Here is a 23,835-nt window from a genome sequence, read left to right on the forward strand (position 1 = left end):
CGTTTATTTAGAACAACTAAACCACACTCATTCTGCTTTGTTAATGATTAAAATAGCCTATTGCTCAAAAATAATACAAAGATAAACAGGCTCTAGTATTCCATTTATGGCGTTCAAAGCGACAGGCGTAAAACGGGCTAACGCCCGCTCTACAATGTCATTTCAACTACTCAAAATTTTATAGAAACGGTACAAGGTTATTTAGGGTTGAGTGGTGATAAATCCTGTGCTTGTGCCTTTTGCTGTAGTCGATTTTGGCGTTCTGTTTTTAATAAACTAATTAATTTATTTGCTTGCCATTGGCTGCTGTTTTTAGCAAAACGACTGGCTTGCATTTGGCTAATTTGCTCATTAATTGCAACATTGTTTAGCTGGTTAATTGCCTGATATACAGTGGCAACCGACTGGCCAGTAATTTGGCTTGTCCAGTTTGGTAAAAGTTGCTGAATAAGCTCAATATTATTTTTTTCACAAGCTTTAAGCAAACGTGACCATGCAATTTTTTCTGACTGGCTATTATCTGTTGGCTGTTGATTTGGTTTAGTCGCTGCTTTTGCATTGATATACCAAAGCAAGCCAATAAGCGTCACAATCCAAAGCGAAAATAATAAAATCGCAAGATAATTAAAATGCCAAGGCGATGGTTTAATTAACCTTGTTGGCTCGTTTTGGCAATTACAGTCGGTTTGAGTTGGTTGATTATTTTGTGATGGCACAGATGTAATCGGCGTTGCCGGTACATTACTTGGGGCTTGCTGCGATTTAATATTCGGATTGGCAACCACTTTAATGGTTTTGGCTTCAATGCTGGTGGTTTGCATTTTTTCGCGTTTGGTATCCCACCAAGTGACACTGACCGCTGGTAAGGTTAATGTACCGGTTTGGTTAGGAATAATCGCTGAGGTTTCAACCCGTTGAGAAACATAATGGTCATCTCTTAAATTAGAACGAACATCTGCTTGATCCGGATACACTTTAATACTGGCCGGATACTCGACTTTAATTTGTGGTAATTGCTCTGCGCTGACATCTAAAGCGGATAGGGTGATCACCCGAGTAATAGGCTCACCGACAAAATATTCTGCTTGTTTTGGCTCTAACTCATCATTAAGCATCACCAGTTCAGACGGCAGCCAATGGCCGCTATAATTATCTGGAATAGCTTTTACCGTTAATATTTGGCTAGGGCCAACTCGGCTAATGGTTTTAGTTCGGCCAAAGCCAAACTGACGGCGGTTAGTATCTATTACTTCAGCCTGAAACAGCGGGCTTTCAATGGTAAATTCGCCGCTTCTTTGCGGGACTATTTTATAGCTGCGCTCTATTACCCGATACGCGACACCATTGATAATTTTGTCGTATTCTTTGTCTTTGCCTTGTTGTTCAACCACTGCACCTTCAATTTCTGGCTGAGTTAAGCTGCCGCTTGAAATTTGAGTCGATAAATATAAGCGGGTGGTGTAGGTAACTTGTTGTTGTAACCATACTGAGTTTGCGCTGAGTTCAGTTTCAACATAAATGTCTTTTTCGGCTTGTTGGCTATCAGCTTGCGCTGTTACCGTTAGCGTAATTGGCGCTGAACTAACGCCTTGATGCGTAAATTCGGGAATGGTTAATTTTCCGGCTGTGCGCGGCATTAATCTGGTTGTAAAACGGGTAATGCGGCTGGTATCAAAATTTATCATCCGGGTTTCGGAGCTAACCGAAGTCCCTAATACTCTGAAATTTTGCTCAAGTACACTAAAATCAAAAATATTAGAATCGACTTTATCATCCACCGTTAATACCAAATCAATTGATTCGTTTAACGAAACCGGATTTTCACTCACACTGGCGGTAATTTTAGATAAAGCCGCTGCATGAAAGCTCATAAGCATTGCTAAGCTAAAGCAAATTGTTTTAATCATTTTACTTACCAAGGCTGGGTTACTCCTGTAGGCGCATTGCTACGACGACGTTTTTCGTATTCAAGTTGCATTTTTCGACGTATTAAATAAGACGGATCATCTTCAACTTTATTTAAAAGCTGGCGATAGATTTCTTGCTGTTCTTGTTTAGCTCTTTCTTCATCTGTCATTGGCTGTTGGCTGACAGCTGCTGCTTGCTGCTCTGTTTGCTCAGCATTATCTTTTTGCTGTTGCTCTGACTGATTAGCCATTTGTTGAGCTGAATCTTGTTTTGAATCATCGGCTTTGTTTTGCGGTGATTGATTTTTCTGCTGAGCCTGTTGCTGGTTTTTATCTTGCTGTTGTTGCTCGTTTGCCATTTGTTCGGCGGAACGATGGGCTTGATCATTTTGCGGATTATCACCAGATTGCTGCTGCGATTGGTTTTGTTGATCTGATTGCTTTTGATCTTGGCTTTGATCTGATTGGTTTGGATTCTGGTTATTTTGATCCGCATTTTGCTCTGAATTTTGGCCGTTTTGATCTTGAGATGAAGGATCTTGTTGCGACTGGTTTTGTTGACCTTGATTTCCCTGCTCATTATTTTGCTGACCATTTTGTTGGTCACTATTTTGCTGATCACCGTCTTGTTGATCTTGGCTATCACCTTGTTGATTCTGATTTTGCTGCTGTTGCTGTTGTTTTAACTGTTCAGCCAAAGCTTTATTTTTTTTCGCTTTATCAAAATCTGGTTGGTTGGCTAATGCTTTATCGTAAGTTTCAATCGCTTTATCTAATTGGCCTAAATTAGCATAGGCATTCGCCTGATTATACAATGAATTAGCGTCGTTTAAGCCTTGATAAGCCTCAATGGCAGCTTGATATTCACCTTGTTTAAATAAAGCGGCGGCTTTAATTTTCTGGTTCTGTGCCAGTTTAGCAGCCTGCTCAAATTGGTTATCTTTAAGCGCTTGATATGCCTGCTGATCTTGCGTTTTAAACATATCATCCAAAGTGGAAGCATGAAGTTTTTGACTGGTTGGCAGGCTAAAAAAACCAACCAATAGCACATAAATTAACCCTTTTCTAAACGCATAAGCAGCAAACGGTAATAATGCAATGATCAACCAAGGGCCGGCTTCTTGCCATTGATCGCCCAATTGATTTTGCTGAATATCCTGTTTTATTTGATCGGCTTTTTGCATACGTTGAATTAGGTTTTTAATATCGGCATCGCCCGCTTGAATATCCTGATAATAACCCTGATTAATTTTGCTCAGTTGAGTTAATAAATGGCTTTCAAGTTTTGGGATTACTATACTGCCGCGACCATCTTTTAATAACTCGCCCGATTTAAGTTTGATTGGTGCGCCTTCTTTTGTACCCACCCCTAAAGTTAATAACCGGTATTGATTAGCTGTTAAAATCTTTTGTAAGTCCTGATATTCATCATCATAAATACCGTCGGTTAACCAAAAAATATCACCTTGCTGATAACCTGCGTTTTTAAGTAAATCAATTGCCTGTGTAATTGCTAAAACGGCATTACTGCCCATCACTGGCATAATTTCTGGTGATAAACCGGGTATTTGATTAACGATATTTTTACTGTCTGGGGTGAGTGGACTAATTGTAAAAGCATCACCGGCATAAGCAATTAAACCAATATCGCCTTCTTTTAATTGGCGGGCAATTTCAATGGCTTTAAAACGAGCCATGGTTAATCTGTCTGGTTTTATATCATCGGCGCGCATAGACATAGATAAATCGAGCACAATCACTTTGCCGGCTTTAGTTTGATAAACCGGTTGAGGCTGTTGTTGCCAAGTTGGACCAGCCAACGCAATTACACTAATTAACCAGCCAAAAGCAATTAGCCAAACCGGCAGTTTAGCCTTTTGTTCGCTGCCGACTAATAAATGGGTGGCTAAATGTTTGGGAATAACACTGTTCCAGCCAGAGCTTTTTAAAGTTAAATGGCGCAGAGACCATAAAACCGCTAACAGCGGAATCAAAGCTAAAAACCAATAAGGTCGTAAAAAATGAAAATCAGCCATGATTATAATCTACCTCGATTCAATAAACTGCTTAGGCCGGGTTGAATGGCTAATAACACAGATAAAACGAGTGCAATTGCAAGAGGCCAATAAAATAGGGCAGTTAAAGGTCGCATTTGTAAACTTTCGTCACTGACGGGTTCAAGTTTATCCAGTTCCTGATAAATTTGTTCTAGTTCGTTGGCATCTCTGGCTCTAAAATAACGTCCACCTGTTTCAGTTGCTAGTTTGGTTAGCATGTTTTCGTCTAAATCGCGTGATGGATTTTGTTTGCTAAACCCAAAAAAGCCTTGCACCAGCATTTCATCCGCGCCAACCCCTATGGTATAAATTTTTATTCCTTGCTGTTTGGCAAGTTCCAAGGCTTGCATGGGTTCTAGTGCGCCGGAAGTATTTTGGCCATCCGTTAATAAAATTAAAATTTGATTACTTTGCTCTTTTTGATCAAAGCGTTTGGCGGCAAGGCCAATGGCATCGCCAATTGCGGTTTTATCACCGACTAAACCGATAACCGCTTCAGTTAACATTTGATTGGTTGTGTTGCGATCAAAAGTGAGTGGGGTTTGCAAATAGGCTGTATCGGCAAATAAAATTAAGCCTAATCTGTCCCCTTCGCGGCGCTGAATAAAGTCTTGCATTACATGCTTAATCATCACCAAACGATTCACTTGCTGACCTTGTACATGCATATCTTCAATTTGCATTGAGCCGGATAAATCAACCGCCAGCATTAAATCTCGGCCTTCGGTTGGCATGCTCACTGGTTCGCCTAACCATTGTGGACGAGCTGCACTTATTACTAACAGTAACCAAATTAAGCTGATCGTTAGCAATTTAAAAATAGATTTTTTACCAGACTGCTGATGCTGTGGTAATTGGTGAAAATGTAAAATAGGGGCTTTTAACGCCGCCATTTGCTGATTTTTCACCTGAGGTAATAATCGAAACAGTAGCGGTAGTGGTAAAAATAAAAAGCTCCACAGCCATGCAAACTCAAACATTGGATGCCTCCTTTGTATGGATTGCAGGTTGGATCGGTGCTTTAGTTGATTTAGCCGGAAGTGCTTTTTTAAGATAATGAATAATCAGGGTTTTATCTTGTGCACTTAGCTGTTTATTAGGCTGATATTGATGGTCACAAAATGCTTTTAAATCTGTAAATTCAGCTTGATCGTTTGGTTTTAACTGAGCGATTAAAAACTCATACCAAGCACGACCACTTAAACTGGCAACTTGTTCTCGCGGAAAATAACTTAACATGGCTTGTTTCAGCAAAGTATTGAGCGCGTTAATGCTGGCATTATCGTCCAACTGATTAATTAAACGGATAGCTTGTTTTTTGGCGCGCTGCTTTTTTTGATAACGGATAAAACCAAAGATTAATCCAGTCACTAATAAAATAGCGAGTGCAATTAGCAGCCACCAACCCCATGCTAAAGGCCACCACGAAACCGGATCTGGCATTTGTATATCTTTAAAGGCGGCAAGCGGATCGGCTGCATTGCTCATTGGTGACGGATTAACTGCTGGCGCTACAGGCGAATTAGCCAGTTGACTCGCCGCAGGATCGGCCACGTTGTTGATCATATTTTGCTTAGCATCGGTTGGCATTATAACTGCTCCTCCAATGGTAAAGCGGATGAGAGTTCGGTTAGGCTACAGCGGCATTTATTTAATAACTGGCGCTGCTGATTTAAAAATGCTTGTGCTTCATTGTGATACGCGGCCGCAGCACGTTTATCACCAAGCACCAATGTGCCGGTTTGGGATTGATCCTGCACTTTTAAACTTTGACGAATACCCACTTGAGGTAAATTCAGTTCTAGCGGATCTAAAATCCGGTACGCTTGTAATTCACAATGCTGACTTAATAAAGTGAGCTGTTTTACACAAGACTCATCTAGTTTAATAAAGTCGCTAATTAAAATCACTTTACTGCCCGGTTTAGCGAGTCTGCGCAAACGCATACAAGCCTGACTAAAATCCAGCTTATCGTTAAGAGCTGAATTTTTTGTCTCAGTTGAATTATTGTGTTCTGGCTGGCTCAGCATATCTAATGCATGAATATAATGTAAAACCCCAGATTGGCGACTTTTAGGTTTTAGCTCTTTATGCGACTGATGATTAAAAATTAAACCACCAAGGCGGTCGCCACGTTTAATCACATTCCAGCTAATGAGCGCAGCTAAATGCGCTGCCTGTACTGATTTATACAAGAGTTGGCTGCCAAACTGCATCGACTCAGATAAATCGGTTAAGATAAATACAGGGCGTTCGCGCTCTTCTCTGAATAATTTGGTATGGGTTTTACCGGTACGAGCGGTTACGCGCCAGTCGATCATTCTAATGTCGTCACCGGGCTGATAATGACGCACTTCGTCAAACTCCATGCCACGGCCTTTATGTTGCGATACATACTGACCAGATAAATGCGCTTTTTGAGCTTGTTTAGGCGATAAATTTAGCAGAGCCGTTTTACCGCGATAATATAACAGCTCGTGAGTTGCCGCATGAATACCATTAGCACTGAGCTGATTCAGCCAAGTTAGATGCGAATTCACATTTTTCATTTTAAATTTAAGGTACAGCGACTAATTGTAAAATACGGTTTAATACATCGTTGGCTAAAATGCCTTCGGCTTCTGCTTCGTAACTCAGTAATAATCTGTGTCTGAGTACATTAAAAAATACCGCCTGAATATCTTCCGGTGTAACAAAGTCGCGTCCGGCTAACCAAGCTTTAGCTCGGGCACACTTATCTAACGCTATGGTTGCGCGAGGCGATGCGCCAAAAGCTATCCATTGTTTTAATTGCTGATCGTATTTTTCCGGTTGGCGGGTTGCAATAATTAGCTCAACTAAATATTGCTCTAAACTTTCAGCCATGTGAATTTGCAACACCTGTTTACGGGCGTTAAAAATATCTTGTTGAGTCAGTTTAGGTGGGGTGATTTTAGTATCGCTTATGGCTTCGCCACGGGTTAAACGCAAAATTTGTTGCTCGGTTTCTGCGCCCGGATAAGCAATATCCAAATGCATTAAAAAGCGATCTAACTGAGCTTCTGGCAATGGGTAAGTGCCTTCTTGCTCAAGTGGGTTTTGAGTCGCCATCACCAAAAAAAGCTCAGGTAATTTATAGGTTTTTTTGCCTACTGTAATTTGATGCTCAGCCATTGCTTCAAGCAGTGCCGACTGCACTTTAGCGGGGGCTCGGTTGATTTCATCTGCCAAAATTAAGTTATGAAATAACGGCCCTTGCTGAAAAATAAAGCTACCATCTTCCGGGCGATAAATATCTGTGCCGGTTAAATCTGCCGGTAATAGATCTGGGGTAAATTGCACCCGATGAAAATCGCCCTCAATACCGTTAGCAAGTGCATTAATGGCTCTGGTTTTAGCTAACCCCGGCGGGCCTTCAACTAACAGGTGGCCATCTGCCAATAGGGCAATTAACATGCTTTGCGTTAATTCAGGTTGACCAATTACTTGTGAATCCAGATAGGTTTTAAGTTGCGAAAATTGTTCAGCTGCCATAATTATTATTCTTACGCTTATTTTGAGCTTGGTTGAATATGAATTTTTAATTGACTGTCAGACTTGTTAAACCCTAAACAGTTCCATTTATATACTGAGATAAGTTATATAAGGTTCAAAAAAAGAAAAACAAGGTAAATTGTGTTAAATTTATGCGTCGATTTTTAAAAAGCAGTGGCGATTAAATGAATCAAAAAGCCGAGTGTTTTAATGCTCAAATAACCGATAACTGCCGTTTTTTAGTGTTAGGCAGTATGCCCGGACAAATTTCACTTAAACAACAGGCTTATTATGCCCATCCACGTAATGCGTTTTGGCCGATTATGGCAGCTATTTTTGGCTTTTCATCGACGTTAGATTATTCAGCCAGAGTTGAGCAATTAAATCAGCATGGCGTTGGGCTTTGGGATGTGATCGCCAGTTGTTACCGGCAGGGCAGTTTAGACAGTGCAATTAAAGCCGACGCTTTAGAGGTGAATGACTTTGTCAGTTGTTTTGAGTTATATCCAAACTTAAATACCGTTTTATTAAACGGACAAAAAGCAGCAACTTTATTTAAACGCCAAGTTATGCCAAAGCTGACACAAGCTAATATTAAGCTAGAAACTTATTTAATGCCGTCAACCAGTCCGGCTTATGCGAGTATTCAGTTTGATGAAAAGTTAGAAATTTGGCGGGATATTTTACAACCAAAGAGTTCATTAAAAAACGCTTAGTTATTTCACTAAGCGTTTAGGTATTATTCTGCTTCTAGGCTAATCAATTTATTAACTTGCTGATCAAACAATGCCGGTGATACATCTGGATTTCGTTTACGCCAGCAAACTTGTAACATAGTGAAAAATTGGCTGGCACTAGGTTCACTTTTACCCACTACCCAGTTGTGGTAAGTGGCTCGTGAAACATTAACTGCTTGATATAAGTCTTTTTGAGAAATTCCAATTAATTTGCGGGTCTGCTCTAAGTTTTGGCCCGATGCTTCAATATTCATAAATAGTGACTGTCTTGTTATGTGATAATGGAATACAGCTGGATATATTACATACCCAACACCAATTAATAGCATAGCAATGCGCTCTATAATCCTTCTTAATTTAGTCCATTTTACATCACCACCGTAAATAAAGTCTTTGATATAACAAGTACCTTAAAGTTCCGGCTGCAATATAAATTTTAAGAGCGAATACGCTTATTTTATACCACGAATATTAGTGATAGCAAAATTTAAATAAGATTTTATATATGTTTTTCAAGGTGTTGGTTTTTAAAAAATATAAATTCTTACTGAGTTTTCAATAAACTAGACATTTTAAATTTAAATGTAACTTTTTGTAATTGAGCGTTTTTGATTGATATATGAGGGGGAATTAACTGAGCGTTAATTTATTGAATATAAATTTATATTGGTTTTTTTTACTATAAGTTGAGCTGAATTTTTGAGTTCAGCTCTAAAGATTTTTCATAAATTGGGCTTTATTAGGTGGTTTTAAATAACTCCAAAATATTATCTGCGGTTAAATCTTTAATTGAATCTATGCTTTGTTTACCAAACATGCTCTGATTAAGCGACTTTTTGCTTTCTTGCATTTTTAAGACTTTTTCTTCTATGGTTTCTTCACAAATTAATTTGTAAACAAACACAGGTTTGGTTTGGCCAATTCGGTAAGCACGATCACTGGCTTGCGCTTCCGAGGCAGGATTCCACCAAGGATCATAATGAATAACTGTATCGGCTGCGGTTAAGTTTAAACCTGTGCCGCCTGCTTTTAACGAGATTAAAAATACAGAGACTTCACCATTTTGGAATTTTTCAATTTGCTGTTGGCGATCCCGCGTTTCGCCAGTTAACTTAGCGTACGGAATGCCTAAGGCTTCAAGCTCACCTGAAATAATATGCAGCATTTGCGCAAACTGAGAAAACAGTAAAATTTTACGGCCTTCTTCAAGCATTTCTGGCAAGGTTTCTTTGATATATTCCAATTTAGCGGACGTGCGAATTTGCTGGGTGCTTTCAAAATTAAGCAGTTGCGGCGCACAACAAATTTGTCTGAGCTTTAACAGCGCATCTAAACATTCTAATTGGCTTTTGGCTAATCCTTTGTCTTTTAATATGTTCTTTACTTTATCTTCCATGCTAACGCGAATCGCTTCGTACAACATGCGTTGGTCGTTATCCAGTGAAATGTATTTGATTATTTCGGTTTTTTTCGGCAGCTCTTTGGCCACTTCTTCTTTTTTACGGCGTAGTACAAACGGCTTAATTTTTTTATGTAAGCGTTTTTGCACGTCTTTATCGCCAATGGTTTCAATGGGTTTACGGTATTCGCGGCTAAATTTATTTTGTGGGCCTAAAAATCCGGGCATTAAAAAGTCAAATAAAGACCAAAGTTCACCTAAGTGGTTTTCAATTGGCGTGCCGCTTAAACATAAGCGGTAGTTTGCGTTTAGGCGTTTTATGCTTTGGGTCATTTGCGCGCGTGGGTTTTTTATATTTTGCGCTTCGTCCAAAATTAAAATTTTAAATTCTTGCTGCTCAAGTTGTTCAAAATCACGGTTAATCAGCGGGTAGGTTGTGATCACCACATCGTAAGCAGCTAAATTATCCAGCGTGCTTTGGCGGTTAATACCGTGAGCTGATTTTATTTTTAACTCTGGGGTAAATTTTTCTGCTTCATTCAGCCAGTTACCAACTAAACTGGTTGGGCAAACAACTAATGCTGGTTTATCCAGTTGTTGATTCAAGCGCAAAACTTCCAGCATGCTTAATGTTTGCAGGGTTTTACCCAAGCCCATGTCATCAGCCAAAATACCACCAAACTGGTATTCCATTAAAAACATCAGCCAGTTTAACCCTTGCTGTTGATAAGGGCGTAAATCGGCATTCACACTTGGCGGTAAATCAATCGGACGAATACCTTCAAAATTAGCCAGAATATTGGCTAAGCGTTTGACATGCGCACCGCCAATACAAGAGTTAATTTCAGGAATATTATTTAATAAATGTGCTTGGCGGTTAGAAAACTGAGCTTGTTTGTTGGTGGCTTCCTGTAAAATGTCGAGTACAGGTTTGAGTTTATCAATATGAATACGGACAAACTGGTGGCGATTAAGTGCAATTTTTACTCGTCCGGTTTGGTTGCGCCAGTTTTCGGTTTGTTTTAACCAACTGACTAATACCGGAATTAAATCAATTTTTTGGCCTTCAAAATCAATTTTCATCCCAAGTTTAAACCAGTCTTTATTCTCGTTGATTTGGTATTCAAACTCAGGATCGTTAATGATACTGATTGGATGCACACCTTTTTCAAACTCAACCTGCCAGCCCTGTGAAATGAGTAGAGGCATGACTTCTTCAAAAATATTGAGCCAGAATTGGTCATATCGAATACCAATTTCGGTATTGTAGAAAAACATAAAGTCGTTATTTTTGGTGGTGCCTTTAATATGGGCAAACCCATAATTTTCGAGCAAATAAAAGGCTTTACGCTCTTGCGATTGATTACGGTAAATCTGAATACTGGCGTGGGTTGTTTCTAACTGGTAATAAGGTTGGCTCACCAATGTCATCGGAATCTCGTATTCGCCATATTTTAGTCTGAGTTTGGCGATATAACCTGAGTCGTTTAAACCAATCCGAAAAACCGGCGTTAGTTTTTCTTTTACCACTTTAATCTCTTTGGTGAGTGGCAGTTCAATTTTTGGCTCGATAGCATGTTGAGTTTGCCAGACTGAAAATTCGATGAGTTCTTTTTCATCTAATGCGGGCAGATTAATCAGACTTAATAACATTTGGCCGCTTAAATGAGTGGAAATTGTGCCGATTGTGCCTTTTGCCGGATCATAATACCAAGGTTGTGCAGCCGGAATTAAAAACCATTTGTCGGCTTTATCCAGCTCAAAACTGAGCTTAAAAGTATCATCCTGCTTTTTCCAGTGATGCTTTAATTTACGTGGCGCGCCATATTGTAATGGTGTTGAGTTGGTATTTTGCCAAAAACAGCGGCCGGTTTCTAACATACCGGGCAAAGCTTTAGCTGCGGTTTCACCTTCCAAATAAGTTTGATTGGTTGATTTACCTGATGCGGTAATTCCTGCATTTAAAATAGCGACAATTTCGTTGTCTTCTTCGGTTTTGGTTGTTGGCAGTGTCGCTAAATTGAGCTGAATTCGGGTAAATTGGGTATCTGTATCTAAAACCGGTTGCAAACAATAAGCAATAGCTTTTTCTGGTTGCTGGATTGTTTGAGTTTGCTGCGACCAGTTAAGGGCGTTTTCACTATGCTGCTGCCATTTATCAAATGGATTAACCGGTGTTCGGCTAATTAAATTTTTTGCCTCGGCTGCAATTAATGTTGCGACAGCATGTTCGCATTGGCCACTGTTATCACAGGTACAAATACTGGATAAATCTGCTTTATCTATGGCAACTCTAAACTGTTGGTTTTTGTTTTCAACCACAGCGGTCACTGTATTAAGCAAACTGATTGATTTGAGTTTTTTTACATTATCCTGCAAATAATGCTCTAAGCCTTTTTTGTAAGTCGCTTTCCCAAATTGTTCGGTTAATTCAGCGTCGTATACATTCATTAATTTATTTCGCCTGTTTTTATCTACTTCTAAACTCAAATGTTTCAGAGTGCTTGATTTAAGTTTGTCTAATTGAGCATCGACCAGTCTATCAAACTAATCCGGAAAATTATGCAATTTAACAAAAAATTATTAGTAATTAATGACAATCCTAAGTGATTGCTTTACTTAAAAGGGGATAGGGTTAGAATGTGCGCATTATTGCTAATTGAGATGTATCTGTGAATTTTTCTGATTTAGAACTTGATGACGTATTGCTCCAAGCGGTTGAGCAAGCCGGTTATAAAAAACCTACCGTTATTCAACAACTGGCTATTCCACCTGCGCTGGAAGGCAAAGATGTATTAGCTAGTGCCGCAACAGGTACCGGAAAAACAGCCGGTTTTGTCTTGCCAGCACTACAACATTTATTGGATTACCCAAGAAATAGAGCGGCAAACGGGGTGCGGATTTTAATTTTATCACCAACCCGTGAACTGGCAGAGCAAACTTATAAAGTTGCAAAACAACTCAGTGCATTCACCGAATTTAATTGCGCCATTATTACCGGCGGAATTAACTATGGCAAACATAAAGATATTTCACAGGGCAAAGTTGATATTTTGGTGGCCACACCGGGCCGTTTAATGGAATACATTGAAGAAGAAAGCTTTGATTGTCGTGAAATTGAATGGCTGGTTTTAGATGAAGCAGACCGCATGTTAGACATGGGATTTGGTAAAACCATAGCTAAAATAGGTGAAGAAGCCCGCTGGCGTAAACAAACTTTATTATTTTCAGCCACGCTGGAAGGTAAAGGGGTAGATAGTTTTGCCGCTCAGTTTTTAACTGCTCCTATTTTAGTTGAAGCCGAATCGCCACGCCGTGAAAAAGCTAAAATTATTCAGTGGGTGCATTTATCGGATGATCGCAACCATAAGCTGCAACAGCTTATTTGGTGGTTAAAACAAGAAGACGTTAAAAAAGCGATTGTTTTTGTAAAAACCCGCGAACGGGTAGCTGAATTATGCGGCCAGTTAAATTCAGCTGATTTACCTTGCGCTTGGTTACAAGGTGAAATGGCGCAAGATAAACGCCAAAAAGCGGTTAAAGCTTTTGTTAGTGGCTATCGAAATATTTTAGTGGCAACCGATGTTGCTGCGCGTGGCATCGATATTGACGATGTGAGCCATGTTTTTAACTATGATATGCCAAGAACCGCTGATATTTATGTGCACCGCATTGGCCGTACTGGTCGTGCTGGTAAAAAGGGCACAGCGATTAGTTTTATTGAAGCGCATGATGTTGCTGTGTTAGGTAAAGTTGAGCGTTATATTAAAGAAAAACTGGTTAGACGGGTAATTGAAGGGTTAGAGCCTAAAAATAAAGAAGCTCGGATTCCATCGAAAAAAGCAAAACCTAAAACCCGCAAATTACTGCATAAAAAACAGCAAGCGGCTAAAGCTAAAAAACGGGCAAAAAAGTCAATAAAGAATCTCGATTAAATTTGTAATTGACTCGTTTATTTGATTTAACAGGGATGTTTCGAAACGAGTATCTTAACTTGAACCGCGTATAAGAAATGTTGCAGCAAAATTAGTAACAATTCGATTAAATAATACGACATCAACCTTATTTTATATTCCAGCGGTGAAAGGTAATAGCCTGTTGGGCAATTTTTCTGCTCGACAGCTTAGGTTATTTAGCTTTATATCTTGCTAAAAATAGTTCAATCGTCTCTTCAATAATGGTTTTTTCCTGCTCGGCGGTTGGGATTTCGAAGCCATATAATCTTGGATAAAAAATAAAAGATTTAAGCTGAAAAATTAACTGCTTCGCGGCAAATTCAGGATCATTGATATTGAGTGCTTTGGCATTAACGGCTTGTTCTAAAAAAGATTCAAGAAATGTCAGACAACCTATTTTGTTATTACTCAGTTGTTTTGCCAGCTCTGGTTGTTGCAGCATTTGCATAAAGGCTACTTTAGCTATTCGTAAAAAGCTATCAGAGCTTAATAACTGAGCCTCCTGCTGAGCGATTTGTAAAAGCTGGTTTTTTATTGGCAGGGCAGGGTTGTAATCCATTTTATCAATCGAGTCTAACTGCAAAAACATACGGTTTAGAATCGCTTCAAATAACACTTCTTTGGTCGAAAAGTGATTATAAACCGTACGCTTAGATGCATTTGCTTGCTTTGCAATTTGATCCATACTGGTGTGCTCAACACCCTGACTATAAAATAAATCTTGTGCTGCGCTAAGAATATCCAATCTTTTTTTATCTGATAATTTCATGATTTACCTTAATTTGTTCTGCGCTATTTTAACTTTTTATTTGAAAAATGCACTTACAAGTTTACTTTTTATATTTTAAAAGTAAACTGTTCGGTGTAGTTTACTTTTTGGTTTGGGATGTTAAGTGGATCGTTATGTTTAAGTGGATTGTCAGTATTAGTTTGGTTTTGGTGGTTGTTTTATTAATAGGAGCCTGCGCCGTGAATGAAAATTTAGCCAGTTCAACTCAGAGTTACTCGTCTAGTCAGTTTAAAAGCGGACAGTTTTTTAATGAAAAACCGGTTGAATCCGGTGGTTTGATGAAAACCCTCGCAATTTTTTATCGCTTTTTTACCGAGAAAAAAATTAATACCGTCCCACAACAAGCTTTACCGGTTAACACATTAACGCGTGAGCAATTATTGGCTTTGAGCAACGACCAACTGCATTTAATTAAATTAGGCCATTCGTCTGTGTTACTTAAAGTATATGGGGAATTTTGGTTGTTAGATCCGGTGTTTGCCGAGCGGGCTTCACCGTTTTCGTTTTTGGGACCAAAACGCTTTCACCAGCCGCCCATTTCAATTGCTGAGTTACCGCCAATTGAGCGGGTGTTAATTTCACATAATCATTATGATCATTTAGATAAATCCGCAGTTAAACAATTAATTGATAAAACCAAACAGTTTTTAGTGCCGTTAGGGGTTGAAAATGATTTGATTAAATGGGGTGTTGAACCAGCTAATATTCAAACTTTTGACTGGTGGCAAGAGCTGAAAACGCCAAATGCACTATTGGCTTTTACCCCAACTCGACATTTTTCAGGGCGAGCTTTGGGTGATGCCAACAGCACTTTGTGGGGATCTTGGGTGATAAAAACTCAGCAGCAAAGTATCTATTTTAGCGGTGACTCGGGTTATTTTGATGGTTTTAAACAAATCGGTCAAAAGTATGGTCCGTTTGATTTAACCCTGATTGAAACCGGCGCTTATGATAAAGATTGGCCTGAAATTCACATGACCCCCGCGCAAAGTGTACAAGCGCACCTTGATTTACAGGGTAGGGTGATGCTGCCAATTCATAACGGGACTTTTGATTTAGCATTTCATGCTTGGTATGAACCTCTTGAGCAGGCGGCTGCAATTGCACAGGAGAAAAACGTTGAGTTAATGACTCCGGTTGTTGGCGAAGTGATTAATTTAAATAAAACAGCGGATAGCCAAAAATGGTGGCAAAGTTTTATGTAATTTGTCATGTTAGGTTAATCATTCAAAATTAACCGGAAAAATGATGCGTTTTAGCGACATTGTCCGGCTTTGCCTGTATCCTTTAGTGTATTTTGTAGAACCAGAACAAGCCTAATTGTTCTGGTTAACAATCTTTCTTATTTTAAATCACTCTTGTTATAAACCGCTCTTGCTATAAACGATTAAGGGTTACCTGTGAATCAGACAACATTTCAAGCTTTACCACTTAAACCAGAGCTTATCCAGAATTTAGAATCATTGGGTTATATTCAAACTACTCAAATTCAGGCTGAAAGTTTACCGCTTATTTTGAAAAATCAGGATGTTATCGCCAAAGCTCAAACCGGTTCAGGAAAAACAGCCGCGTTTGCTTTAGGCATTTTAAATAAACTGAATGTAAAACAATTTAGAATTCAAACTTTGGTATTGTGCCCAACCCGCGAGCTGGCTGATCAGGTAGCAAATGAAATCCGTAAACTTGCTCGTGCAATTCATAATATTAAAGTATTAACTTTGTGTGGAGGGGCTCCGTTTGGCCCTCAGGTTGGTTCACTTGCACATGGCGCACACATTATTGTTGGCACACCGGGTCGCATTGTTGATCATTTAGAACGCGCAACTTTAACACTGGATAATGTTGATACTTTGGTATTAGATGAAGCTGATCGTATGCTGGAAATGGGCTTTCAAGATGCGTTAGACGCGGTGATTGCAGCCATTCCGGTAGAAAGACAAACTTTATTGTTTAGCGCAACTTACGATAATAAAATTAAATCTATCGCCAATGCATTTATGAAACAGCCACAAATGATAGAAGTTAAGGCGGATATTAAAGCAGATAATATCAGCCAATATTTTTATCCGGTGGATGGTGGCGGGCAAAGAGCAAACCATTTAAAACGTATTTTATTGATTCACCAGCCACAAAGCGCCATTGTATTTTGTAATACCAAACGAGAAGTTCAGGCAGTGCAGGATAGCTTGGCCGATTTTGGTTTTAGCGTGGTGAGTCTACATGGCGATTTGGAGCAAAAAGACAGAGATCAGGCATTAATTTTATTTAGCCATAAAAGTGCAAACGTATTAGTCGCAACCGATGTTGCCGCACGTGGTATTGATATTGACTCAGTTGAGCTGGTGGTTAATTATGATATGGCACATGATCCGGCGATTCATACTCACCGAATTGGCCGCACCGGTCGTGCCGGTAACAAGGGCATTGCTTGCTCGTTATTTGATGAAAAAGAAGCATTTAAAGTAGCTATGCTAGATTTAGCCAGTGATCCTGTGGTTAACCCGGATAATTTACCTGAGCAAGCATTAGATCGGCAGCTAGTTCAATCGGCACTGTATCAAACGATTCAAATAGATTCGGGTAAAAAACAAAAAGTCAGAGCCGGTGATATTCTAGGCGCGTTAACCGCAGATAAAGATATAGATGGTAAACAAATCGGTAAAATTAACGTTTATGATAACTGGGCGTTTATTGCATTGGATAGCCAGATAGCTAAAAAGGCATTGAATAAACTCAATCGTAATAAAATTAAAGGGCGTTCAGTACGCGCCAGGATTTTAGCGCTTTAATTTAACCAGTTGATAATAAAAAAGCCGCAAATTTTGCGGCTTTTTTATTTTAAAGTCAGTTTGTTATTCAGAGTTAGGTTATTTATTCTCAAGCAAGTCTTGTGACTTTTTAACCCCGATTGGAATCGATTTTGGTTTAAGTGCTTCCGGTACTTCACGGTATAAATCTATATGCAATAAACCTTGTTCAAGCTCTGCGCTACTCACTTTTATATGGTCGCTTAACTGGAATTTTCGCTCAAAATTACGTGCCGAAATGCCTTTGTAAATAAAGCGTTTTTCAGTATCTTCGCTGTCAGCTTTTGCTTTTTTACCTGTGACAGTGAGTGTATTGTTTTCTAAATTAATATCCAGTTCGTCTTCTGCAAAGCCGGCTACCGCTAAGGTAATTCGGTATTTATCTTCGTCGGTTAATTCGATATTGTATGGCGGGTAACCTGCTGATTTATCGCTTCTGGCAGCAGCATCCATCATGTTTGCTAAATGGTCAAAACCAATGAATGAACGGTATAATGGTGTAAAATCGAAAGTTTTCATAATCATATCCTCACTATTAAGCAATATGTAACGCAATCTAAGCGTTTTAAATTAAATTGAGTGCCACCCTATATGGGCTGGCAGTTTAGACCCGTCATCGGCGTCTAATTTATATATAAGGCTGGCTATTTTATTTTCAAGAGATTTTTATGATTTTTTTTGATTCACATTGTCATTTGGATTTACTCGCTAAAAAACTGGATTTAAATCAGGTTGTTATCAATTGCAAAAACAATCAAATAAACCGAATTTTAATGCCGGGCATTAGCAAAAATAATTGGTCGGAAATTAAACAGATTGCGAATGGTTATTCTGATCAGACTCTAAAGCTGGATTATGCGTTTGGTTTACATCCTTATTTTATCGCAGAGCATGATATTCAAACTGATTTAACTGAGCTTGAAACCCAACTGAAACGAGATAAATTTGTTGTTGCTGTCGGTGAAATTGGACTGGATAACTTTGTTGCCAAACAAATGGATAATCATAAGCAGCAAGAAATATTATTGATTGAGCAACTTAAATTAGCACAAGCTTATCACTTGCCTGTGATCATTCACCACAGGCAAAGTATAGATAAAATTTGTCAGTTAATCCGTGAGCAAAAATTTGAATATGGCGGTGTTGTACATGCTTTTAGTGGTAGTCAGCAGCAGGCGAAAAACTTAATTGAGCTTGGGTTTAAGTTAGGCATTGGTGGCATTATTACTTATCCGCGTGCAAATAAAACCCGGCAGGTAGTTAAAACATTTGGCTGTGAGCATTTTTTATTGGAAACTGATGCGCCTGATATGCCGTTAAATGGCAGGCAAGGGCAGGTTAACTCACCTGAATATTTAATTGAGATATTTAATCAATTAGTGGCATTAAAATCAATGCCCGCTGAGCAACTCAGCCGGGTATTGTGGCAAAATACATTAGATTGTTTTCCAAAGTTAAAAGGAATAACGGCTTAGCTCTATTGGTTTAATTTGTACTTAAAGCTTTTAGCCTTAAATTTTATTTTTTAACTTTTTTAATTAGCCCGTTTAAGCCCGTAATTTTTTTAAGTTGATCACGGATTATCTCGCTTTGGTTTAAATCCATTAAAATACGGCCAGATTGCTGATTTTGTTCGTTGTCTGCTTCGGCGACTTTTCCGGTGACGAATACTAAAGTAAATTGCTCAACTGCTTTAAGCTGGGTGTGATAGCCGGCTTGAATCAATTTATTAGCAAGTTGTTCGGCGTTTGTTTTAACTGAGAATGTGCCTAACTGAATATAGTATGGTTGACTCTGTGTTAATTGTTGCTGAATTTTAATTGATTCATCTGTAATTAACTCAGCTTCTTGATGGTGAGTTAAATGGCGTGGATTATTTTCTGAAGTCGTTTTAGTTATTTGATTAGTTGTTGGTGCTGGCTGGCTATTGAAGTTGACTCGTTGAGCATCGCTACCAAACTGATAACTAATTCCTAGATAACTTAAAGAGAAATTTGGTAAATTTTTAAGTCCCTGTAATTTTTCAAGGCCAATTTTTAAGCTTAGATTCTGGCTAAGTTTCCAGTTTAATCCAGCAGCATAACTTACGCCTACATCACCTTGTTGATGTAATATTTGGTCGTTTTGAGCAATATCACTTAATGAATAAACTGCATCTGCTTTTAATTCAAATTCGACAAATTCGTTTAGGTCAAATGGGTAACTATAACCAAGCTTTATAAGTTCAAGCGCTTGCTCGTTTTGCTCTGTTGAGGATAATAGTATTGGTTGCTGAATTTGCAGATAGGCTAAGTTTAAAGCGCTGTTATTAATAAACCTGTATTGATAATTAAGACTGTAGCCCTCTGAGTTAATATCTGTTTTTGCCTGATAATAAAAAAGCTCGACTGCTTGCTCTGCATGCGTATAAAAAGATGCGACAAAGGTTACTAATAAAGAAAGAGGTAAATTAAGCGCACCAATACGCAAAGATAAGCTGTTATTTTTCATTAAAGAGGATCTATTATTATTTTGCTAATTGAAAAGATTGTTGTGAATAAGCAATGAGTCTAATCATTTTTATATAAAAAATAAACAGGATTATATATTTGTGTAAATTCAAAATACATTTTTCTCTGGTTGAAACTAAGTATCTTGAAAGTGCGGGTATTAATAAAAAGCGAAGTGTTTTAGGCACTTCGCTTTTTTTGTTGCGTGATTTATCTGGTTAAAAGCTACGGGATATTCACCACTGGAATAATTAAGGCTTCTTTTTCCGCTATTTTACGGCCATGACGGCGCATTGCATAAATTGCAGCCATACTGATGATTAAGCAGCCAGTTAACCAGCTTGCGCTAAATGTAGGGTTATCACTGAAAGTGGCTACCTGATATATACATGAAGCGGTGATATAAGCCAGACCGGTTGACCAAAGTGCAATAAAACTCATCCATTTTAATCCAGCTTCACGATACATTGCGCCCATTACAGCCACACATGGAGTGTAAAGCAAAACAAAAACCAGATAAGCAAATGCGCCGGTTGAGCCATTAAATAAGTCACCCATCGCTTGGAATGTCGATAATTGAACTTCTTGTTCTTCTGCTGCGGCTTCTAAGCCAGCATCCTGAATAATGCCTAAACCTAATGGATCGAGCAAATTGTTAGCAACATCGGCTAAGTTTGCTGGAACAGTAGCAAATGCTTCGCTAATACCAGCCATTAAATCAAATTCAGTAGCTTCACCTTCGTCAGATTCAGGCTGGCCAATTTGTGCATACAGCGCATCTAAGGTACCAACTACCGCTTCTTTTGCAAAAATACCGGTAAAAATACCAACCGTTGCAGGCCAGTTATCTTCACTGATCCCGATAGGATTAAAAACAGGGGTAATGGTTTTACTGATTTGGCTCAATACAGAGTTTTCCGAATCTTCATTACCAAAACTGCCGTCTGTGCCCCATGAATTCAAAAAGCTTAATAAGGTTACAACTATGACGATAGTTTTACCGGCACGAGTAATAAAGCCATATAACTTATCCCAAGTCTTAATTAAAACATTTTTAACTGAGGGGACATGGTAAGCAGGTAGTTCCATCACAAATGGGGTTAAAGTTGGCTTAAATAATGTACGTTTTAATAATAAACCAGTTAAAACCGCCATCACTATGCCTAATAAATAAAGCAGAAATACCAGATTATGACCGGTATGAGCAAAAAAGGCCGCAGCAAATAAGGCATATACCGAAAGTCTTGCGCCGCACGACATAAATGGCGACATAGAAATCGTTAATAATCTGTCTTTATGGGTATCTAAAGTTCGGCTTGCCATCACAGACGGTACATTACAGCCAAAACCGACAATTAAAGGGACAAAAGATTTACCCGGTAAACCCAAAGCGCGCATTAATCTGTCCATTACAAAGGCTGCTCGTGCCATATAGCCGGTATCTTCGATAACTGATAAAAACAGGTATAAACCAGCAATAACCGGAATAAAAGTAGCAACTAACTGAATACCGCCACCTAGCCCTTGGCTCAATAAAGTAACGAGCCACTCTGGTAAACCAATTGCGCTAAATAACTCAGCTGAACCATCTACAAAAATAGTGGCAAATAAAATGTCAAAAAAGTCGATAAATGCGCCGCCAAAACTAATCGCAAATAAAAACATTAAGTACATCATGCCTAAAAATACAGGAATACCTAACCAACGATTAAGCACAATGTTGTCTACTTTATCAGTAAAGGTGACATGGCCTTTGCTATCATGTTTTACGGTTTGTGAAACCCAGTCTTGTGCTATTTGGTAACGTTTAGAAGCGAGATAGGTCGCTAAATCCTGCTCCAATTTTTCATTTAGTTCGTTAAATACAGCTTCGCTTTGTGATAACCAAGCAACCGCTGATTTTTTATCGTAATTGCCTTCTAGCAGAGATTTTGCTTGGGTATGGCTTAGGTTGTATTCGGTTTGAAGCTCTTCAATTGCGATTTCAATTGAGTCCGAAATATCTAACTGGAATTCAGGCGGTTGATTAGACGCATTATCGATAATACTTTGTTTTAGCTTATCTAAGCCTGTTTTTTTACTGGCGCTAATGCTCACAACCGGAGCACCGGTTAATTTTGTTAATTCTGCTTCATTGATAATAATGCCTTTTTTAGCAGCAATATCCGCCATATTCAGCACAATTAAAGTTGGTACACCTAATTCACGTAGTTGAATGGTTAAGTAAAGGCTACGCTCAAGGTTGGATGAATCAATAATATTAAGCACAAGATCAGATTGGCCTGAGCTTAAATAGTCTCGCGCAATTTTTTCGTCAAGTGAAATATCTTTATCTTCAACATCAAGCGAATATGTGCCCGGTAAATCGACTAATTCAACGCTTTGTTCTGAATTTAAATTAAACTGACCTGTCTTTTTTTCTACTGTTACACCAGACCAGTTACCTACTTTTTGTTTCGCGCCAGTTAGGGCATTAAAGAGGGTAGTTTTACCGCAGTTGGGGTTGCCTATTACAGCAATAGATAACTTTTTTTGCATTAATTAACACTTCTCAACTAATATGGTTTCAGCTTCGGCTTTACGTAAACTTAAGTTAAATCCACGAACTTCGATTTCCATTGGATCACCAAGCGGTGCTAAGCGCTTAACTTTAATTTGAGCACCCGGAGTCATTCCGAGCGATAATAATTTACGGCGAAAGCCTGCTTGACTGGGGGCTATCGAAACTACTCTAACTGACTCACCTACATTAACTAAGTTTAAAGTCATACATTCCCCTGATTGATAACGAGTAAAAGCCCGATTATATGCTAAATGATATTGATTATCATCTTTAATCTATGGTTTTTTCAATCTTTACACTTTCTTTAAACTTTGCACTTACTTATATGCTGTATCAATGATTTATTTTTTGAGTTGAATTTAATGGATTTGAGCGCCAAAATGAGCTTGATGCCAAATAATACGATTTGTTAAATGAATTCTAAATTTAAAACTCAACTTAAAAAAGTTTTATGGCCAGATTGCCCTGTTTGTCGTAAATGGCGCTTGATAGCAGTGTGGGGCGTGCTGATGCTTTGGTATGTACTTTACACATTAAATTAACCAAGGTTAAATCATTCAATTAGTTAGAAAATGCAATAACCAGAATTGAGGTTAAATTAGCTTTTAGGCGTATTTATGTCAAATCAAGTAAAGACTCAATATATTTCTTCTGTGGTTAAACATAATGGTCGAAGTTTGGCTTTGGTTAGTTTGTTTTCACTATTTATTCTTATCATTTTATTTTCAGAGTTAGCACATATTGCAGAACTTAAACTGCCTTTAATTTTTTTGATCAGTGCCAGTATTGTTGGGGTTGTGATTGCGGTATTTAAAATACTGGAGCCTGATTATAGTTTTATGCTGAGTCAAGAGGGTTTGGTTTATCATCATAAAAAAGGATTTTTGTTAATTGAGTGGGAGAATATTCAACGGTATGGGATCCCAACTTTGCATCAGGGTATGCAAACTCATGAATTAGCATTTATTGGGATTAAATTAAAAGATCCTGAAAAGATATTACCCAGTATTAGTTTACGTTTAATCTCTCATTTATTAATTGAACAAAGAGCTACTTTTCACCAATATTTGCGTAATCAGGCTAAAGATTTAAACCAAAGCGCATCTGAATTATCACTAAATACTGATCCATATAAAGATAAATCTGGTTATGTATACAAAGGGCTGAGAGGGATGTTTGCACACCGAATGAACTATTTAAGGCAATTTAGTGGATTTGATATTTTAATTCCGTCAACGGCTTTAGATAGAGATGCAGCAGACTTTCTGGTATTACTTAAGCAATTTCAAAATGAAGTAGTAAATAATGTTTGATGAGAGAGTTTATATAAGGCTTTAAAAAGTTGTAAATTAAGTTTTTTAAAATGTTTTTTTTTGTTAATCTCAATTTGGAGTAACATAAAACATAATAATGTCGGCTGTCTGATAAATAATTTTAAAGTTAAACCTGAAAATACATTCTTTAAACAAGCAATTATCACATTTTTATGTAAATATGACCGTTATCGTAGTATTCGGTTGTTAGGTTATCTTAATAACCACTTTAGGTCATGAATTGATTCAATCAAGAAACAATTTATGAATGTTAATATTTAAGTTGTAATTGACGGGCTGTGCT

The 23,835-nt window shown here is 38.3% G+C and carries 19 protein-coding genes; 6 read left to right on the top strand and 13 right to left on the bottom strand.

All coding sequences use genetic code 11. The annotated features are described in order from the left end of the window. Positions 1-197: 197 nt before the first annotated feature. From N7931_RS14680 to N7931_RS14705, 6 genes are read right to left on the bottom strand one after another with little or no spacing between them, the layout of a single operon-like run. Positions 198-1,871, bottom strand: coding sequence for a BatD family protein (locus N7931_RS14680; RefSeq protein WP_262795097.1), 1,674 nt, complete (start codon positions 1,869-1,871; stop codon positions 198-200). A gap of 41 nt (positions 1,872-1,912) precedes the next feature. Further along, complete coding sequence (locus N7931_RS14685; protein WP_262795098.1) at positions 1,913-3,943, bottom strand: VWA domain-containing protein; 2,031 nt, start codon at positions 3,941-3,943, stop codon at positions 1,913-1,915. Positions 3,944-3,945: 2 nt separating this feature from the next. Continuing rightward, the gene (locus N7931_RS14690; protein ID WP_262795099.1) at positions 3,946-4,944 is read right to left on the bottom strand and encodes a vWA domain-containing protein; all 999 of its coding nucleotides are present in this window, start codon (positions 4,942-4,944) and stop codon (positions 3,946-3,948) included. Further along, complete coding sequence (locus N7931_RS14695; protein WP_262795100.1) at positions 4,937-5,554, bottom strand: DUF4381 domain-containing protein; 618 nt, start codon at positions 5,552-5,554, stop codon at positions 4,937-4,939. Before N7931_RS14695 ends, N7931_RS14690 begins: the two co-directional genes overlap by 8 nt. Continuing rightward, a complete protein-coding gene (locus N7931_RS14700; protein ID WP_262795101.1) occupies positions 5,554-6,513 on the bottom strand; it encodes a DUF58 domain-containing protein in 960 nt (319 codons plus the stop codon). The genes N7931_RS14695 and N7931_RS14700 overlap by 1 nt, the downstream gene beginning before the upstream one ends. A 7-nt stretch (positions 6,514-6,520) precedes the next feature. Beyond that, complete coding sequence (locus tag N7931_RS14705; protein ID WP_262795102.1) at positions 6,521-7,477, bottom strand: AAA family ATPase; 957 nt, start codon at positions 7,475-7,477, stop codon at positions 6,521-6,523. Between the two features lie 185 nt (positions 7,478-7,662). On the opposite strand from N7931_RS14705, the gene N7931_RS14710 reads away from it, so the two are divergent. Beyond that, entirely contained in the window at positions 7,663-8,193 is a 531-nt protein-coding gene (locus tag N7931_RS14710) for a DNA-deoxyinosine glycosylase (protein WP_262795103.1), read from the top strand. A 23-nt stretch (positions 8,194-8,216) separates the two neighbouring features. On the opposite strand, the gene N7931_RS14715 is transcribed toward N7931_RS14710, so the two are convergent. Beyond that, complete coding sequence (locus N7931_RS14715) at positions 8,217-8,468, bottom strand: helix-turn-helix domain-containing protein (RefSeq protein ID WP_262795104.1); 252 nt, start codon at positions 8,466-8,468, stop codon at positions 8,217-8,219. Between the two features lie 485 nt (positions 8,469-8,953). Further along, the gene (locus tag N7931_RS14720) at positions 8,954-12,064 is read right to left on the bottom strand and encodes an SNF2-related protein (protein WP_262795105.1); all 3,111 of its coding nucleotides are present in this window, start codon (positions 12,062-12,064) and stop codon (positions 8,954-8,956) included. A gap of 221 nt (positions 12,065-12,285) precedes the next feature. On the opposite strand from N7931_RS14720, the gene srmB reads away from it, so the two are divergent. Continuing rightward, entirely contained in the window at positions 12,286-13,548 is a 1,263-nt protein-coding gene (gene srmB / locus N7931_RS14725) for an ATP-dependent RNA helicase SrmB (protein ID WP_262795106.1), read from the top strand. A 193-nt stretch (positions 13,549-13,741) separates the two neighbouring features. On the opposite strand, the gene N7931_RS14730 is transcribed toward srmB, so the two are convergent. Then, positions 13,742-14,338: a TetR/AcrR family transcriptional regulator gene (locus tag N7931_RS14730; protein ID WP_262795107.1), complete on the bottom strand. Its 597-nt coding sequence runs from the start codon at positions 14,336-14,338 to the stop codon at positions 13,742-13,744. Between the two features lie 134 nt (positions 14,339-14,472). Between N7931_RS14730 and N7931_RS14735 the strand changes: the two genes are divergently transcribed. Together N7931_RS14735 and dbpA are read left to right on the top strand one after the other, a co-directional pair. Beyond that, entirely contained in the window at positions 14,473-15,564 is a 1,092-nt protein-coding gene (locus N7931_RS14735; protein WP_262795108.1) for an MBL fold metallo-hydrolase, read from the top strand. A 195-nt stretch (positions 15,565-15,759) separates the two neighbouring features. Then, complete coding sequence (gene dbpA, locus N7931_RS14740) at positions 15,760-17,148, top strand: ATP-dependent RNA helicase DbpA (protein ID WP_262795109.1); 1,389 nt, start codon at positions 15,760-15,762, stop codon at positions 17,146-17,148. 78 nt (positions 17,149-17,226) lie between these two features. Here dbpA and N7931_RS14745 read toward each other — a convergent pair whose 3' ends face one another. Next, a complete protein-coding gene (locus N7931_RS14745) occupies positions 17,227-17,685 on the bottom strand; it encodes an Hsp20 family protein (protein ID WP_262795110.1) in 459 nt (152 codons plus the stop codon). A 149-nt stretch (positions 17,686-17,834) separates the two neighbouring features. On the opposite strand from N7931_RS14745, the gene N7931_RS14750 reads away from it, so the two are divergent. Then, positions 17,835-18,641: a TatD family hydrolase gene (locus tag N7931_RS14750; RefSeq protein WP_262795111.1), complete on the top strand. Its 807-nt coding sequence runs from the start codon at positions 17,835-17,837 to the stop codon at positions 18,639-18,641. A gap of 43 nt (positions 18,642-18,684) precedes the next feature. Here N7931_RS14750 and N7931_RS14755 read toward each other — a convergent pair whose 3' ends face one another. The 3 genes from N7931_RS14755 to N7931_RS14765 all read right to left on the bottom strand — a co-directional run bounded on the left by N7931_RS14755 (position 18,685) and on the right by N7931_RS14765 (position 22,424). After that, entirely contained in the window at positions 18,685-19,656 is a 972-nt protein-coding gene (locus tag N7931_RS14755) for an SPOR domain-containing protein (RefSeq protein ID WP_262795112.1), read from the bottom strand. 224 nt (positions 19,657-19,880) lie between these two features. Then, positions 19,881-22,193, bottom strand: coding sequence for a Fe(2+) transporter permease subunit FeoB (gene feoB / locus N7931_RS14760; protein ID WP_262795113.1), 2,313 nt, complete (start codon positions 22,191-22,193; stop codon positions 19,881-19,883). 3 nt (positions 22,194-22,196) lie between these two features. Beyond that, complete coding sequence (locus N7931_RS14765) at positions 22,197-22,424, bottom strand: ferrous iron transport protein A (RefSeq protein ID WP_262795114.1); 228 nt, start codon at positions 22,422-22,424, stop codon at positions 22,197-22,199. 411 nt (positions 22,425-22,835) lie between these two features. On the opposite strand from N7931_RS14765, the gene N7931_RS14770 reads away from it, so the two are divergent. Further along, positions 22,836-23,531, top strand: coding sequence for a DUF2982 domain-containing protein (locus tag N7931_RS14770; RefSeq protein ID WP_262795115.1), 696 nt, complete (start codon positions 22,836-22,838; stop codon positions 23,529-23,531). The last annotated feature ends 304 nt before the right edge of the window (positions 23,532-23,835 follow it).

Source organism: Catenovulum sp. 2E275 (assembly GCF_025515275.1).
Lineage (GTDB): Bacteria > Pseudomonadota > Gammaproteobacteria > Enterobacterales > Alteromonadaceae > Catenovulum.

Coding starts and splice junctions, on each gene's coding strand:
- N7931_RS14745 (WP_262795110.1), bottom strand. CDS start 17,685: ATGAAAACTTTCGATTTTACACCATTATACCGTTCATTCATTGGTTTT.
- N7931_RS14680 (WP_262795097.1), bottom strand. CDS start 1,871: ATGAGCTTTCATGCAGCGGCTTTATCTAAAATTACCGCCAGTGTGAGT.
- N7931_RS14765 (WP_262795114.1), bottom strand. CDS start 22,424: ATGACTTTAAACTTAGTTAATGTAGGTGAGTCAGTTAGAGTAGTTTCG.
- N7931_RS14710 (WP_262795103.1), top strand. CDS start 7,663: ATGAATCAAAAAGCCGAGTGTTTTAATGCTCAAATAACCGATAACTGC.
- feoB (WP_262795113.1), bottom strand. CDS start 22,193: ATGCAAAAAAAGTTATCTATTGCTGTAATAGGCAACCCCAACTGCGGT.
- N7931_RS14715 (WP_262795104.1), bottom strand. CDS start 8,468: ATGAATATTGAAGCATCGGGCCAAAACTTAGAGCAGACCCGCAAATTA.
- N7931_RS14685 (WP_262795098.1), bottom strand. CDS start 3,943: ATGGCTGATTTTCATTTTTTACGACCTTATTGGTTTTTAGCTTTGATT.
- N7931_RS14770 (WP_262795115.1), top strand. CDS start 22,836: ATGTCAAATCAAGTAAAGACTCAATATATTTCTTCTGTGGTTAAACAT.
- N7931_RS14705 (WP_262795102.1), bottom strand. CDS start 7,477: ATGGCAGCTGAACAATTTTCGCAACTTAAAACCTATCTGGATTCACAA.
- N7931_RS14735 (WP_262795108.1), top strand. CDS start 14,473: ATGTTTAAGTGGATTGTCAGTATTAGTTTGGTTTTGGTGGTTGTTTTA.
- N7931_RS14690 (WP_262795099.1), bottom strand. CDS start 4,944: ATGTTTGAGTTTGCATGGCTGTGGAGCTTTTTATTTTTACCACTACCG.
- N7931_RS14750 (WP_262795111.1), top strand. CDS start 17,835: ATGATTTTTTTTGATTCACATTGTCATTTGGATTTACTCGCTAAAAAA.
- N7931_RS14695 (WP_262795100.1), bottom strand. CDS start 5,554: ATGCCAACCGATGCTAAGCAAAATATGATCAACAACGTGGCCGATCCT.
- N7931_RS14755 (WP_262795112.1), bottom strand. CDS start 19,656: ATGAAAAATAACAGCTTATCTTTGCGTATTGGTGCGCTTAATTTACCT.
- N7931_RS14720 (WP_262795105.1), bottom strand. CDS start 12,064: ATGAATGTATACGACGCTGAATTAACCGAACAATTTGGGAAAGCGACT.
- N7931_RS14700 (WP_262795101.1), bottom strand. CDS start 6,513: ATGAAAAATGTGAATTCGCATCTAACTTGGCTGAATCAGCTCAGTGCT.
- N7931_RS14730 (WP_262795107.1), bottom strand. CDS start 14,338: ATGAAATTATCAGATAAAAAAAGATTGGATATTCTTAGCGCAGCACAA.